Annotated in this window: 11 protein-coding genes; 6 read left to right on the forward strand and 5 right to left on the reverse strand. The window is 65.3% G+C overall.

All coding sequences use genetic code 11. The annotated features are described in order from the left end of the window. Positions 1–6 precede the first annotated feature (6 nt). The 4 genes from C662_RS11935 to C662_RS11950 all read left to right on the forward strand — a co-directional run bounded on the left by C662_RS11935 (position 7) and on the right by C662_RS11950 (position 6306). Positions 7–2154: a site-2 protease family protein gene (locus tag C662_RS11935; protein WP_002929279.1), complete on the forward strand. Its 2148-nt coding sequence runs from the start codon at positions 7–9 to the stop codon at positions 2152–2154. Further along, a complete protein-coding gene (locus C662_RS11940; protein WP_037984544.1) occupies positions 2147–4135 on the forward strand; it encodes a preprotein translocase subunit SecA in 1989 nt (662 codons plus the stop codon). Before C662_RS11935 ends, C662_RS11940 begins: the two co-directional genes overlap by 8 nt. A 117-nt stretch (positions 4136–4252) precedes the next feature. Next, complete coding sequence (locus C662_RS11945; protein WP_002929283.1) at positions 4253–5299, forward strand: YjgN family protein; 1047 nt, start codon at positions 4253–4255, stop codon at positions 5297–5299. Then, positions 5299–6306, forward strand: a complete 1008-nt coding sequence (locus C662_RS11950) for a M48 family metallopeptidase (protein ID WP_198291899.1) — start codon at positions 5299–5301, stop codon at positions 6304–6306. Before C662_RS11945 ends, C662_RS11950 begins: the two co-directional genes overlap by 1 nt. Positions 6307–6313: 7 nt before the next feature. Here C662_RS11950 and ettA read toward each other — a convergent pair whose 3' ends face one another. The 4 genes from ettA to C662_RS11970 form a co-directional block, all read right to left on the reverse strand. Further along, the gene (gene ettA / locus C662_RS11955; RefSeq protein ID WP_002929301.1) at positions 6314–7978 is read right to left on the reverse strand and encodes an energy-dependent translational throttle protein EttA; all 1665 of its coding nucleotides are present in this window, start codon (positions 7976–7978) and stop codon (positions 6314–6316) included. Between the two features lie 36 nt (positions 7979–8014). After that, on the reverse strand, positions 8015–8497 hold the full coding sequence (locus tag C662_RS11960; RefSeq protein WP_002929302.1) for a glutathione peroxidase: 483 nt from the start codon (positions 8495–8497) through the stop codon (positions 8015–8017). Positions 8498–8611: 114 nt separating this feature from the next. Beyond that, positions 8612–10978 carry an EAL domain-containing protein gene (locus C662_RS11965; RefSeq protein WP_002929303.1) on the reverse strand — a complete coding sequence of 789 codons (2367 nt, stop codon included), beginning with the start codon at positions 10976–10978 and terminating at the stop codon, positions 8612–8614. Positions 10979–11149: 171 nt separating this feature from the next. Then, a complete protein-coding gene (locus C662_RS11970) occupies positions 11150–11926 on the reverse strand; it encodes a ferredoxin--NADP reductase (protein WP_002929304.1) in 777 nt (258 codons plus the stop codon). 105 nt (positions 11927–12031) lie between these two features. Here C662_RS11970 and C662_RS11975 point away from each other — a divergent pair, with 105 nt between their 5' ends. Continuing rightward, a complete protein-coding gene (locus C662_RS11975) occupies positions 12032–12958 on the forward strand; it encodes a LysR family transcriptional regulator (RefSeq protein WP_002929306.1) in 927 nt (308 codons plus the stop codon). Between the two features lie 327 nt (positions 12959–13285). Here C662_RS11975 and murJ read toward each other — a convergent pair whose 3' ends face one another. Further along, positions 13286–14824, reverse strand: a complete 1539-nt coding sequence (gene murJ, locus C662_RS11980; RefSeq protein ID WP_002929308.1) for a murein biosynthesis integral membrane protein MurJ — start codon at positions 14822–14824, stop codon at positions 13286–13288. Positions 14825–15110: 286 nt separating this feature from the next. Between murJ and rpsT the strand changes: the two genes are divergently transcribed. After that, the gene (gene rpsT, locus C662_RS11985) at positions 15111–15377 is read left to right on the forward strand and encodes a 30S ribosomal protein S20 (RefSeq protein WP_002929309.1); all 267 of its coding nucleotides are present in this window, start codon (positions 15111–15113) and stop codon (positions 15375–15377) included. Positions 15378–15656 lie beyond the last annotated feature (279 nt).

The raw sequence follows: 15656 nt of genomic DNA on the forward strand, positions 1-15656 counted from the left end.
AGCACCATGGCGAGAAGTCTGTTCAGCTCATCGTGGCACTCGGTGGCCGACCTGCGGCCTCGCTTGATTCCGCTCGCACGCGTGGAGCGCCACGTCTATCGAGACAAGGTGTGGTACGTGGTTCAGGATCAGTCGGGTGGGCGCTACCACCGCCTGACTCCTGCCGCCTACCGGCTGGTGCAGGGAATGGACGGCAAGCGGACGGTGCAGGCACTGTGGGAGCACGCCAACCTCTCCGGCCATGGTGACGAATGCACCCAGAACGAGGTGGTCGATCTGCTCGTTCAACTGCATTCGGCCGACCTGCTGCTGGTGGATACGAACTCGGATTCGGCCGCGCTCTTTGCGCGTTACCGCAAGAAGCGTCGTGCCACATTGAAGCAGTACCTGCTCAATCCGATGAGCCTGAAGTTCCCGCTCGTCGATCCCGATGCCTTCCTGCAGCGTATCGTGCCTTTCACCGGATGGTGGTTCTCCACCCTGGGGGCGGTGATCTGGATGCTCGTCGTCGTTCCGGCGCTGGTGCTCGCGGTCATGCATTGGTCCGATCTGACGCACAATTTCTCGGATCAGATACTGTCCAGCAGCAACCTGCTGGTGATGTTCTGCGTCTATCCGGTGGTCAAGCTGTTGCACGAGCTCGGTCATGGCATCGCCGCACGCAAGTGGGGCGCGCCTGTCCATGAGATGGGGCTGATGTTCCTCGTCTTTGCTCCGGTGCCCTACGTCAACGCGTCGGCGACGGCCATCTTCCCGTCCCGCGTGCAGCGCAGCGTGGTGGCGGCAGCGGGCATGCTGGTCGAAGTCTTCGTCGCTGCCATCGCACTCTACGTGTGGCTGCTGATCGAGCCCGGGGTCAGTCGCGCGGTGGCCTACAACGTCATCGTGGTGGCGGGTGTGTCGACCCTCATCGTCAATGGCAATCCCTTGCTGCGCTTCGATGCGTACTACATCTTCACCGACCTGATCGAGATGCCGAACCTCGCCCAGCGCGGACAGAAGTACTACACCTACCTGTGGGATCGCCATATCTGCGGGGCGCACGACGCAGACCAGCCCGTGGAGACCCCGGCCGAGAAGCGCTGGTTGCTTGCCTACACACCGCTGGCCTGGTGCTACCGGATGTTCCTGACCGTCACGATCGTCATGTTCGTCTCCAGCGCCTTCTTCATCTTCGGCGTACTGCTTGCCATCTGGGTGTGTATCACTGCCTTCGGCATGCCTCTGTGGAAGTCCTACAGGCATGTTGTCAATAGTGCCAGCCTGCAGCGCGTGCGCCGGCGTGCGCTACGGGTGTCGCTGGCCATCGTGCTGGTCGTGCTCAGTCTCCTGTTCATCGTGCCGGCGCCGCTGCGTACACAGGCCGAGGGCGTGGTGTGGCTGCCCGAGCGCGCCATCGTGCGCGCGGGTGGCGACGGCTTCTTCCGCTCGTGGCTCGATACGCCGGGCGGCGGCGTGGAGGCTGGGCAGGCCTTGTTCGTGCTCGAGGACATCGGCCTGAGTGCGGAGATCGAGCTTGCACGCGCCCGCTTGCACGAAGCCGAGTCCCGATTGCGTGCCGAGCAGTTTTCCGATCCGGTCAAGGCGGTTCTGCTCGAGCGCCAGCGACGCATGGAGGCCGAGCTGCTTGCCAGACTTGAGGAGCGCGCAAGCCTGCTGGTTGCGCACGCGGGCGCGTCGGGCCGGCTGATCGTGCCCAGGGCGCAGGATTTGGCTGGCGCTTTCCTGCGCAAGGGCGATCTCGTCGGTTACGTGCTCGATCGCGATGACCTGATCGCCCGGGTAGTGGTCCGCCAGGATGATATCGACCTTGTCCGCGAGCGGATGCGCGCCGCGGAGTTGCGGTTTGCCGACTGGATCGGGCGCGCCCACGTCACGCAGGTGGTGCGGCCGGCGGCCGGCGGTGTGGACACCTTGCCGTCACCGGCGCTGGGGATTCATGGCGGCGGCAGCGTGCCTACTGCTGTGGATGATCCGGAGGGGCTCAGGACCCTCGAGCGGGTGTTCTTGATCGATATGGCCTTGCCGGCGCGTGACGAGGCGATCGGGTTTGGCGAACGCGTGTTCGTGCGTTTCGACCTTGGCTGGGAACCGATCGGTGTCCAGGGCCTGCGGCGCTTGCGTCAGCTCTTCCTGAGCAAGTTCGGTGTCTGACGTCCGGGCCTTGCTGAAGGGGCGAGCCGTCAAGGTCGGCGATGCGGCCTACCTCGAGCAGCTCGAGGAACCGCCTCATGTCGTCGAGGAGTGGCTGCGTGCGTTGGTCGCGCGTTTTGCCGTCGGCAAGGGGCGGCGGGATGGTGCGCTCGTGGCCGCGGTGAACGCTATCGAGCCCGAGCTGTTGGTGCTCGACGACGATCAGTTGCGGGTCCGCATCCACGCCGTGGCGTGCCGCATGCAGCGCGAGGGCTTGCTCGATGCGCTCATTGCCGAAGCCTTTGCGATCATCAGGGAGGCATCGCGCCGGGTTCTGGGCAAGCGCCACCACGATGTCCAGCTGCTTGCCGGCGAGGCCTTGCTGCGCGGACGGATTGCCGAGATGGCAACCGGTGAAGGCAAGACGCTGGCGGCGACCTTGGGCGTGTGCGTGGCTGCGCTTTGCGGTGCCGCAGTGCATGTGGTGACCGTGAACGACTATCTCGCCGAGCGTGACGCCGAGGAGAACCAGCCCCTGTACGCGTTCTTCGGTCTCGCCGTGGGGGTGGTGTTGCAGGACATGGATGTCGACAAGCGCAGGGCCGAGTACGCCAAGCCCGTCGTCTATGTCTCCAACAAGGAGCTCACCTTCGACTACCTGAAGGACCGCATCGCACTGGGTGCGACACCGCTTGCCCAGTTGCGTCTGCGCCGGCTGCTCGGCGCACGCAGCAGCGCACTCCCCATCCTGCGCGGCCTGCATGTAGCAATCGTCGATGAGGCCGACAGCGTGCTCATCGACGAGGCCAGAACGCCGCTGATCATCTCTGAGACGCTCCCGGACGAGCTCGATCCGGCCATTTACCACCGTGCGATCGCCTTCGCGGCGACGCTCTCAGCTGGCGAGCACTACGTACTCGGCCGGGAACGCGACATCTGGCTGACGTCTGCCGGCGAGGCCCATGCGGAGCACGTGCTGCGCGATGAGGGGGGGGTTTGGGTTTCGGCACTGTGGCGTCGTGAGTTGATCAACAAGGCGCTTTCTGCACGCGAGCTCTTTCATCGCGACCAGCACTACATCGTCGCCGATGAGAAGGTACAGATCGTCGATGAGTTCACTGGCCGGGTGATGCCCGACCGAACCTGGGAGCGTGGGCTGCATCAGATGATCGAGGCAAAGGAAGGATGCGAGATCTCCGGCCAGCGCCGGACCTTGTCGCAGATCACCTACCAGCGCTTCTTCGGACGCTATCTGTTGCTGGCCGGGATGACCGGGACTGCGGCCGAGGTCGGCGGTGAGCTGCGCCGGGTATACGATCTCAGCATCACGCGCATTCCGACCAACAAGGCCCTGCGTCGCGTGCGCTTGCCTGACCGTGTCTTTCGCAATTCGGACGCACGCTGGGATGCGGTTGCAGTTCGGGCGGCCGCTGTCGCGGCCGAGGGCAGGGCCGTGCTGGTCGGCACGCGCTCGGTAGAAGCCTCGGAGCTGCTCAGTGCCGCGCTGAGCGCACAAGGCGTGGAGCATACGGTGCTCAATGCACGCCAGGATGCCGCCGAGGCGGATGCGGTGGCGGCAGCCGGTCAGCCAGGACGGATAACGGTTGCGACCAACATGGCGGGACGGGGGACCGACATCAAGCTCGCGCCCGAAGTGGAGCAGCGCGGTGGGTTGCATGTGATCCTCACCGAGTTCCACGAAAGCGCCCGGGTGGACAGACAGCTCTTCGGGCGCTCGGCGCGCCAGGGCAACCCGGGGTCCGTCGAGGCCATCGTGAGTCTCGATGACGAACTCTTCGTCCGCTATTGCCCGGTGCTCGTGCGTACGCTGGGACCGCTCTGTCGGCGCCGCTTCGCGTGGTCAGGGCACGTGTTCAGGGCCTTGGTGTGGTTCGCCCAGAGCACGGCCGAGCGCCGCAACCGCGCCGTGCGCCTGGATACGATCAAGCGGGACCGGAAATGGTTGAAGGCGCTGAGCTTTGTCGGCGTCGACAAGAAGTGATCGGCGTGGTGGAAACCGTGCAGTGACGCCTGCGAGCGGGTTTTCTGGCGGGTATGGCTTGGTGTTGATATTATTTTGTCATTTTCAGGGCGTGGTGCGCATCCAGGGGGCAGGCAGATGACTGAAGCGGTTCATTCGGTGGTGTTCCAGGATGCGGTGCTGGAAGGGCTAGCGCGCGAACAGGCTGCACGGCGGCGGGTGGCGTTCGAGTTTGCCGGCGAGGGCTTCGAGTTCTTCCGCATCTGGATCGTCAACCTTCTGCTCACCATCGTCACGCTGGGTATCTATTCGGCCTGGGCCAAGGTGCGCACGCAGCGCTACTTCTACGGCAGCACCCGTCTGGACGGCGCCAGTTTCGACTATCTCGCCAGCCCGCTGAGCATCCTCAAGGGGCGCCTGGTCGCCTTCGCCATGCTGCTGGTGTACGTACTCGCCAGCGAGTTCGTGCCCCTGCTCGGGGCGGTGTTGATGCTGTTCTTCATCGCGATCATGCCGTGGGTCATCGTCCGCGGCCTTGCCTTTCGCAACCATTACTCGGCCTGGCGTGGGCTGCGCTTCGGCTTTGATGGGCGCGTCGGCGAGGCCTACGTGGTATTCCTGCTGTGGCCGCTGCTGAGCGTGCTGACGCTGGGCCTGCTGTTCCCGTATGCCTTTTTCCGCCAGCAGCGCTTCATCATCGACAACACGCGCTATGGCGTCACGCACTTCAGTTTCGCTGCCGGCGCCGGCAAGTTCTATACGCTCTTCCTGATCGTTCTTGGTGTCTTCCTGGCCGGAGCGATCGTCGCCGGGGTGCTGGGCACGGTCTTCCCGCCGCTCTCCATCCTGCTCATGGTGGCCATGTACCTGCTGGCGATGGCATTGTTCGCGGTCAGGCTCACCAATCTGCGCTTCAACAACACCACCATCGATCGCCACGCGACCGCCGCCGATTACCGCCTCGGCTCCTACGCTGCGCTCATGTTCACCAACACGCTGGCGATCGTGCTCACCCTGGGTTTGTTCTACCCGTGGGCGAAGGTACGCAGCGCCCGTTACGCGGCTGCACACATCGCCCTCGATGCCGATGGCGACCTCGATCGCTTTGTCGCCGACCAGGGCGCTGCCTTGAGTGCCGTGGGCGGTGAGATCGGCGATGTCTTCGACGTCGACCTGGGCTTCTGATGCAGGTCGCCGGGCATTTTCAGGGTGGTAGCAGCTCTCGCCGCGTGGCGGCGACCTTGCGGTGCGAGCGCGGGCAGGTGAGGGTGGTGGAGGAGGGGGGCGATCTGCTCGCGGTGGCGGAACGCGACGAGGTCGAGGTGTCGTCGCGGCTGGGCAACACGCCGCGCTTCATCCGCTTCAAAGGGGGAGAGGCCTTCGAGACGGCGGACAACGACGGTGTCGATCGGTTGTTGCCGGCAGCAGGTGCGGGATTGCTCCATCACCTCGAGTCGCGCCTGCGCTATGTGCTGCTCGGCGTGTTGGTGACGGTGGCCTTTGTGTGGGCGAGCGTGCAGTGGGGTGTGCCGATGGCTGCGCGTGCCATTGCTGCATCATTACCGCAGAGCGTGCATGCGCACGCGGACAGCCTGGTGCTGGAGCTGATCGACCGCCAGATGATGGCGCCGAGCAGGCTCGACGCCACAGAGCAGCAGCGTCTGCAGGCCTTGTTTGCGCCCCTTGCGGCAGAGCTTGGCGAGGACCCGCCGATCCGCGTGCTGTTCCGCCTTGCCAGCGACGAGATCGGCGCCAATGCGCTCGCCTTGCCGGGCGGCACCATCGTGTTTACCGATCAGCTGGTCGGGCTCGCACGCAGCGACGAAGAGCTGATCGGCGTGCTCGCTCACGAAATTGGCCATGTCGCACATCGGCATGCGATGCGGCGCTCGATCCAGGCCTCGATGAAGGGTGTTCTGGCTGCGGTTGTGGTGGGTGACGTGTCTGCGGTGTCGTCTGCCGTCACCGCACTGCCGCTGATCCTCACTGAACTTGGCTACTCGCGCGGCTTCGAGCGCGAGGCCGACGACCACGCGGTGGACATGATGCGCCGCCATGGTGTCGACCCGCGCCATCTGGCCAACATGCTGCAGCGCCTCGATCCGGCGCAGGGCGGCGTGGGTCGCTACCTGTCCACCCATCCGCCAACGCCAGAACGCGTGCGCGCCATCCACGAGCGCGCCGCGCAGTAGGCACGCGTCAGCGCGCGATCGGCTTGTAGCGGATGCGCTTCGGCTTCGCGCCTTCTTCGCCCAGGCGCTTCTTCTTGTCCTCTTCGTATTCCTGGTAGTTGCCGGCGAAGAAGGTCCATTGCGAATCGCCTTCGGCCGCCAGGATGTGGGTGCAGATGCGGTCGAGGAACCAGCGGTCGTGCGAGATCACCAGCGCGCAGCCGGCGAACTCCAGCAGCGCGTCTTCGAGCGCGCGCAGGGTCTCGACGTCGAGGTCGTTGGACGGTTCGTCCAGCAGCAGCACGTTGCCGCCCTGGATCAGGGTCTTGGCCAGGTGCAGGCGCCCGCGCTCGCCACCCGAGAGATTGCCGACGATCTTCTGCTGGTCGCCGCCCTTGAAGTTGAAGCGGCCGATGTAGGCGCGACTGGGCATCTCGAAGCGGCCCACGGTAAGCACGTCGGCGCCATCGGAAATGGCGTCGAACACCGTCTTGTCGTTGGCCAGCCCCTCGCGGGTCTGGTCGACGGCGGCAATCTTGACCGTGGTGCCGATCTCGACCGTGCCGGAATCAGGCGTGTCGCGGCCTTCGATCATCTTGAACAGCGTCGATTTGCCCGCGCCGTTGGGGCCGATGATGCCGACGATGGCGCCCGGCGGGATGCTGAAGCTGACGTTGTCCATCAGCAGCTTGTCGCCGAAGGCCTTGCTGACGTTGTGGAACTCGATGACCTTGTCGCCCAGGCGCTCGCCGGGCGGGATGAAGATTTCCTGCGTCTCGTTGCGGCGCTGGTACTCGACGCTCGCCATTTCCTCGTAGCGGGCCAGGCGGGCCTTGGACTTGGCCTGGCGCGCCTTGGGATTGGAGCGCGCCCATTCCAGCTCGGTCTTCATCGCCTTCTGGTGCGCAGCTTCCTGCTTGGCTTCCTGCGCCAGGCGGTCACCCTTCTGCTCGAGCCATGACGAGTAGTTGCCCTTCCACGGGATGCCGTGGCCGCGGTCGAGTTCGAGGATCCACTCGGCGGCGTTGTCGAGGAAGTAGCGGTCGTGGGTGACGGCGACCACAGTGCCGGGGAAGCGGGTGAGGAACTGCTCCAGCCAGTCGACCGATTCGGCGTCGAGGTGGTTGGTGGGCTCGTCGAGCAGCAACATGTCGGGCTTGGACAGCAGCAGCTTGCACAGCGCGACGCGGCGCTTCTCACCGCCGGACAGGTTGCCGATCACGGCGTCCCAGGGCGGCAGGCGCAGCGCGTCGGCGGCGATTTCCATCTGGGTCTCGACGTCGCTGCCGGCAGTCGACAGGATGTTCTCGTACTTGGCCTGTTCCTCGGCGAGCTTGTCGAAGTCGGCGTCGGGTTCGGCGTAGGCGGCGTAGACCTCCTCCAGCTTCTGGCGCGCTTCCATGATCTCGCCAAGCGCGGACTCGACCTCTTCCTTCACCGTCTTGGCGGGGTCGAGCTCGGGCTCCTGCGGCAGGTAGCCGATGCGCTGGCCGGCGAGCCACTGCACTTCGCCATCGTATTCCTTGTCCACGCCGGCCATGATGCGCAGCACGGTGGACTTGCCCGAGCCGTTGAGGCCGAGCAGGCCGATCTTGGCGCCGGGGAAGAAGGAAAGGGAGATGTCCTTGATGATCTGACGCTTGGGCGGAACGATCTTGCTCACGCGCAGCATCGACATGACGTATTGGGCCATGGGGGAGGGTCCTGCTGAGTCGGAAAGGGCTGCAGTCTACAGCATCCCTTCGATGTCCTTCACCAGTTCCTCCGGCGTGGTCGTTGGTGCGTAGCGTTCGATGCGCTCGCCGTCACGGCTGACCAGGAACTTGGTGAAGTTCCACTTGATGGCCTCGGTGCCGAGGATGCCCTTGGCGTGCTGCTTGAGGTGCTTGTAGAGCGGATGCGCGCCATCACCGTTGACCTCGATCTTGGCGTACATCGGGAAGCTCACGCCGTAGTTCTTCTCGCAGAAGGCGCCGATCTCTTCCGCGCTGCCTGGCTCCTGGGCGCCGAACTGGTTGCACGGAAAACCGAGCACGACCAGGCCGCGGTCCTTGTAGGTCTGGTAGAGCTTCTCGAGGCCGGCGTAGTGCGGGGTGAGGCCGCACTGGCTGGCGGTGTTGACGACCAGCAACACCTTGCCGGCATGTTCGCCAAGGGTGGTGCCGCCGCCGCTGAGGCGCTCGACTTCGATCTCGTACAGATTGGAATTCATCGTGTCTCTCCGTATGGGTCCTTGTCCGTTTGTCGGCAATCGGGGTGAATGCCCCGTTCCGCAGCGGCTTCGACGCGTGCAGGGTGACACAAGTTCGGTGCTGCGGGGTGGTGCTCAGCGATGGCCGGGGCGCGGTCGCAGGCGGGGCGCCAGCTCACCCGCAGGCACTGGCCTGCCAATGAGATAGCCCTGCAGCTGGTGGCAGCCCTGTGCGACGAGGAAGCTGCGTTGCGCCTCGGTCTCCACGCCTTCGGCGATTGCCTCCAAACCCAGGCTGTGGGCCATGCCGATGATGGCCGAGGCAATCTTGCCCTCGTTGCCTTCTGCGCTGATGTCACTGACGAAGCTGCGGTCGATCTTGAGCGCATTGACCGGGAACTGGCGCAGGTAGTTGAGCGACGAGTAGCCGGTGCCGAAATCATCGATCGACAGACGCACGCCCATGTCGCGCAGCCGGATCAGGGTGTGGATGTTACGGTCGATGTCGCGCATCAGCATGGTTTCGGTGAGCTCGAGCTCGATCACCTCGGGTGCAAGGCCGGCATCGTTGATCGCGTTCGATATCTGGGAGACGATGTTCTGCTGGGCAAGCTGCTGTGCGGACAGATTCACTGCGACCGGCACGATGTCGAGGCCGGCATCGAGCCAGGCGCGTTGCTGGCGGCAGGCCTCGCCGAGCACCCACTCGCCGATCGTGCCAATGAGCCCGATCTCCTCGGCGAGCGGTATGAAGCGGCCGGGGGCGACCAAGCCCAGCTCCGGATGCTGCCAGCGCAGCAGCGCCTCCAGCCCGAGCAGCCGGCCGCTGATCGCGCACTCCTTGGGCTGGTAGTGCAGCAGCAGTTCGCCGCGGTCTGCCGCCCCGCGCAGCTGGTTCTCGAGCAGCAGCTGGCCGAGCGAGGAGGTGTTCATCTCGGCCGAGAAGAACTCGAAGCCATTGCGTCCGGCTTCCTTGGCGCGATGCATCGCGGCGTCGGCGTTGCGCAGCAGGGCCGAGGGCGTGCCGCCGTCCTGGTCGTAGAGCGCGATGCCGATGCTTGCGGTCACCGTGATCCGGTGCTCGCCCAGCTGGCATGGAAGCGCCACTTCGTCGAGGATCTTGCGCGCGATGAGTGCGGCATCGTGAGCGCCGTCGACCTCCTGCAGCACGATCACGAATTCGTCGCCGCTCAGGCGTGCCAGCGTGTCGGTGTCGCGGATCGTGCTGCGGCAGCGTTCGGTGATCTGCAGCAGCAGGCCGTCACCACTCTCGTGCCCGAGGATGTCGTTGATCGTCTTGAAGCGGTCGAGGTCGAGCAGCAGCACCGCTACGCCGCGTTTGTGCCGTCGCGCCTGAAGCAGCACCTGTTGCAGGCGGTCCTGGAGAAGGGCGCGGTTGGGCAGGTTGGTGAGCGGGTCATGATGGGCGAGATGCAGGATGCGCGCCTCGGCCTCCTTGCGTTCGGTGATGTCGGAGAAGATGCCGATGTAGTTCAGGACCTTGCCGTCCTCGCCATGTACTGCGCTGATCGACAACCACTCGGGATAGATCGAACCGTTGCGCCGACGATTCCAGATCTCGCCTTGCCACTGGCCACGGCTGTTGATGGCCGACCACATGCGGCGGTAGAAGCCCGCATCCTGGCGACCGGAGTTGAGCAGCCCGGGGGAGTGCCCGATCACCTCGTCCAGGGTGTAGCCGGTGATCCGGCTGAACGCCGGGTTGGCCGCGATGATGGTCCCCGCGGCATCGGTGATCAGCATGCCCTCGCTCGAGCTGGTGAATACGGTCGCATAGCGCGTCAGCTCAGCCTCTGCACTGCGGAGCGCTGCGACGGTGGCATTGAGCTCGACGTTGGTGTCCGCTACCGCCAGCGTCGTCTTGCGCAGCCGGATGGCAGTCAACAGCAGGAAGACTCCGAGCCCCAGGGCAACCGCGAGCAGCAGCACGAGGTGGGCCTGGGTGCGCGCTGCGGCCGACTTGTAGCCAGCCGCATAGCTTTCCACGAGGACCTCGCCCTGGCGCGCGCTGGCCAGCGCAAGCAGGGCGGATGAGAGCTCGTCCAGGCGCTGGTGCCTGGCCTGGGCGGGCTCCGTGATCCGCGCCAGTTCCTCCTGGAGGGCCGCGACCAGCTGTTGCTTGTGCTGCTGCATTCGGGCGTAGCTGTCGAGCTGATCGAGAACGCGCAGCCTCTCCTCGTGGGTCAGGAACGATGGCGTGTCGTGGAGCGCATCGATCAGCGTCCGCATGCGTGCGCTGTGTGCTTCGACCGCCTGCCAGCTGCCGATGTCCAGGCGGCTCGCGATGGTTGCGGTGTTGAGCTCGGCATCCACCTGACGGATCTCGCGCAGGTCGCGTGCATAGCGCAAGTGCTCGCCGGTGGTGACCGCGCCGGCCTGGACGAAGAGGCTGCCCACGACGGCGAGCACGACCAGCCCAAGCACCAGCAGCCTGATGTGGGTCGAGGTCCTCAGCAGCCTGGAGACGGCGGCACGCGTCATGCGCCGTACGCTCCGGGTGACCTACCGGCCGGGCAGCGCAGAGAAAGGAACAGAGAGGCGGGTATGGGTGTTTTCACGGGCCGCGATGCTAGCGGCCCAGGTGTGATCAAATTTGATAAATATCAAGAAAAAGGGGATAGCACGAGCGCATGCGCGCCTGTCATCGCCCGCTCACTTGTCGACGAAAGCACGTTCGATCACGTAGTCGCCGGGTACGCCGATGCGCGGCGACATGGAGAAACCACGCGCGTCGAGCAGGTCGCAGCAGTCCTTGTTCATCGCCTGGCTGCCGCAGATCATGACGCGGTCTGTGGCCGGGTCGAGCGCGGGCAGGCCGATGTCGGCGAACAGCCTGCCGGATTCGATCACATGCGTGATGCGGCCAGTATTGCGGAAGGCTTCGCGGGTGACCGTGGGGTAATAGATGAGCTGTTCGCTCACCTGCTCGCCGAAGAACTCGTTCTGCGGCAGCACGCGGGTGATGAAGTCGGTGTAGGCGAGCTCGGCAACGAAGCGCACGCCGTGCACCAGCACCACCTTGTCGAAGCGCGCATAGGTCTCCGGATCCTGGATCACGCTCAGGAAAGGCGCCAGGCCGGTGCCTGTGGCGAGCAGGTAGAGGTGCTTGCCGGGGTTGAGGTCGTGCAGCACCAGGGTGCCGGTGGGCTTCTTGCTCACGACGATGGGGTCGCCCTCGCGCAGGTGCTGCAGGCGTGATGTCAGCGGGCCGTCAGGCACCTTGATGCTGAAGAACTCGAGATGCTCCTCGTAGTTGGGGCTGGCGATGCTGTAGGCGCGGGTCAGCGGCTTGCCATCGACGTCGAGCCCGATCATCACGAACTGGCCGTTCTCGAAGCGCAGGCCGGGATTGCGCGTGGTACGAAAGCTGAAGAGGGAGTCGTTCCAGTGATGGACGCTGAGGACACGTTCGGTGACGAGGTTGCTCATGACGGCTGCGGACCCTGTGGGGGTGATTCGGATGGCCTTGATTCTAGGCCCGCGTCGTTAGTGATCTGGTGGATAATAGTGATATCGCTTACCTATTGAATCGATATGAGGTTCACGCTCCGTCAGATGCAGGTGTTCGTCGAGATCGCGCGCAGCGAGAACGTCTCGCGTGCGGCTGAAGCGCTCGCACTGTCGCAGTCGGCCGCCAGTGCGGCGTTGGCCGAACTCGAGAGCCAGTTCGATCAGCAGCTCTTCGACCGCGCCGGCAAGCGTCTGCGCCTGAACGAGCAGGGCAGCCTGTTGCTTGCTCATGCCGTAGAGCTGCTGGACCGCGCCGAGGAGATCGACGCCTTGCTGCGCGGCGAGCGTGGTCTGGGTAACCTGCGGGTGGGGGCCACCCTCACCATCGGCAACTACCTGCTGCCGCTCATTGTGTCGAATTTCCTGCAGGTGCATCCCGAGAGCAGGGTGCGCCTGCAGGTGCATAACACCGCCACCATCGCTGCCATGCTGCTGCGGCACGAGATCGATCTGGGGCTGGTCGAAGGCCAGGTCGTCGATGCGGCGCTCGAGGTCGAGCCCTGGGTGGAGGACGAACTGGTGGTGTTTTGTGCGCCGGGGCATGCGCTGGCCAAAGGGGGGCAAGTCGGGCTGGATGCGATCGCCCACCAGCCCTGGATTCTGCGCGAACGTGGTTCGGGTACGCGTGAGACTTTCGACCAGGCCTTGCGCCACTGGCCGGGCGGCATCGTGCCGCGGCTTGAACTCGAGCATACCGAGGCCGTCAAGCGTGCGGTCGAGAGCGGACTGGGACTGGGCTGCCTGTCCAGGCTCGCCCTTCGCGATGCCTTTCGCCGTGGCAGCCTGGTGCCGGTCGATACCCCGCAACTCGACCTGCGGCGGTATTTCTACTTCGTCTGGCACCGTGGCAAGTACCACAGCCGCGTCATCCGTCGATTCCTGGAGGACTGCCGCGCCTTCACTGGCGGCGCACGGCGCAGTGACCAGATTCCGCTGCCGCCGGTGCCCTGAGTCCCGACTGGCGCCTCGTTGGCGGTGAAATCGCGACTTGCGTTGCGCCTACGGGATGCCGACGCGCGCTAGGGGGCGCTGTAGGAGCGGCGCGAGCCGCGAGGGGTTGAAGGCGACGAGGCGCGTCGAAGCCGCCCCTCAAAAGCTCGCGGCTGGCGCCGCTCCTACCGGGGATGACGCGCGCTGTGAGGGGGCTGTAGGAGCGGCGCGAGCCGCGAGGGGTTGAAGGCGACGGGGCGCATAAAAGCTCGCGGCTGGCGCCGCTCCTACCGGGGGTGACGCGCGCTGGGGGGCTGCAGGAGCAGCGCCCGCCGCGAGCCTTTACCTTCAGGCTGCGCCGCGGCGGCGGAAGTCGCGCGGCCGGAAACCGAGCGCGAACAGCGTGGCGAAGTAGGCCGCAGCGCCCGCAACCACGACCACGCCAAGCCGCCCGGCACGCTCAAGGCCGCCGATCTCGAGCCACAGCGTCGCCGGACCGCCCGCAAACCACAGCACCCCTCCCATTACTGCCAGGGCCGCCAGCAGCTTCAGTGCGAATATCCCCCAGCCGGCTTGCGGCGTGTAGATGGCGCGCTTGCGCAGGCCGCGGTAAAGCAAAGCCGCGTTGAGGCAGGATGCCAGCCCGATCGCCAGCGCCAGCCCGGCATGGCGCAATGGGAAGACGAAGGCCAGGTTCATCAGCTGGGTGGCGCATAGCGTGATGAGGGCGATCTTCACCGGGGTGCGGATGTCCTGGCGGGCGTAGAAGCCCGGCGCCAGCACCTTCACCAGGATCAGGCCGGTCAAGCCGATGCTGTAGGCGACCAGCGCGCTGCGCGTCTGCATCACGTCGGTTGCCGAGAAGGCTCCGTAGTTGAACAGGGTCGCCACCAGCGGCACCGCCAGCAGCGCCAGGCCCAGGGCCGCGGGCAGAGTCAGCAACAGTGTCAGGCGCAGGCCCCAGTCGAGCAGCGAGGAGAACTCCTCGCCCTTGTCGTCGGCATGCAGCTTGGACAGGCTGGGCAGCAGGATCGTCCCCAGCGCCACGCCCAGCAGGCCGGCGGGAAACTCCATCAGGCGGTCGGCGTAGTACAGCCAGGACACGCTGCCGCTCTCCAGGAATGAGGCGAAGATGGTGTTGATCAGCAGGGAGATCTGGCTTACCGACACGCCCAGGATGGCGGGCGCCATCAGTTTCATGACGCGGCGCACGCCAGGGTCGGACATGTCCAGGTCGAAGCGTGGCAGCATGCCGATCTTCATCAGCGGACGGATCTGCAGGATCAGCTGCAACAGCCCGCCGATGAACACCGCCCACGCCAGCGCCAGCACCGGCGGGTCGAAGTAGGGCACGGCGAACAGAGCCATGCCGATGAAGGCGAGGTTGAGCAGGACCGGTGTGAATGCCGGGATGGCAAAGCGGCTCCAGGTGTTGAGGACGCCGCCCGCCAGCGCCACCAGGGACATGAAGAAGATGTAGGGGAAGGTGATGCGGGTGAGTTCGACTGTGAGCTCGAATTTGCCCGGGTCACCCGAGAAACCCGGTGCCGACACGTAGATGATGAGCGGTGCCGCCAGTGCGCCGAGTGCCGCCACGACCGCCACGATCAGCCCGAGCAGGGTTGCGACGCGGTTGACCAGGGTGTGGGTTGCCGCCTCGCCCTGGCGGTTCTTGTATTCAGCGAGGATCGGCACGAAGGCCTGAGAGAACGCCCCTTCGGCGAACATTCGCCGCAGCAGGTTGGGCAGGCGGAAGGCGACGAAGAAGGCGTCGGTGGCCATGCCGGCGCCGAAGGCGCGGGCGATGACGAGGTCGCGCACGAAGCCGAGGATGCGGGACAGCAGGGTCATGCCGCTGACGGTGGCGAGGGCGCGCAGGAGGTTCATGAGGTGCGGGGCAGTGCAGGTTGCAGTTCGGGAGGCGACGCAAGGCGCGCATCATAACCGGCTGTGCCGCCAATCCGTTGCCGCCATCGTGATTCCACGGCTGCCGATGCAGGCGAGGGGGCGAAGGCGGGTGCCCGGTTATGGCGGCGGACGAGCTTGCGCACGCCATGGATGTCTCGCCGCCTGAACGGCAGTCCTACATTAATGCGGTTGCCTATTGCATTTGTCCGCGTGGCTCAATATAATCGCGGACTTTTCTAGAACCACCAACACGGAATTCACATTTATGGCCAACTCGGCACAAGCTCGCAAGCGCGCCCGTCAGGCGACCAAGGCACGCGCCCATAACGGCAGCCTTCGTTCCCGCCTGCGTACCGCGATCAAGGCCGTGCGCAAGGCCATCGTGGGTGGCGACAAGGCGGCGGCTCAGTCGGTCTTTCGCACCTCGATGAGCACCATCGACAGCATCGCTGACAAGAACATCATTCACAAGAACAAGGCTGCTCGCCACAAGAGCCGTCTTTCGGCCGCCGTCAAGGCAATGGCCGTCTGATTCTTGAAGTATGCCGGCGTCCAGGCGCCGAGACTGGAAAAGCGACCTGCGGGTCGCTTTTTTGTTAGCTGCCTGGGCTGAAGATGCGGGCGTCTATACAGAGCTGCGTCCCAACGTGGGCGGTGCTGATGTAGGAGCGGCGCCAGCCGCGAGGGTTTGAATGCGATAGCGCCGGGATGAGCCGACGAAAAGCTCGCGGCTGGCGCCGCTCCTACAGCGCGCCCATCGCATGGCGGCTCCCCGTAGGAGTGGCGCAAGCCGCGAGGTGTTGAAGGCGAT

The organism is Thauera sp. 28 (assembly GCF_000310145.2).
Classification (GTDB): Bacteria; Pseudomonadota; Gammaproteobacteria; order Burkholderiales; family Rhodocyclaceae; genus Thauera; species Thauera mechernichensis.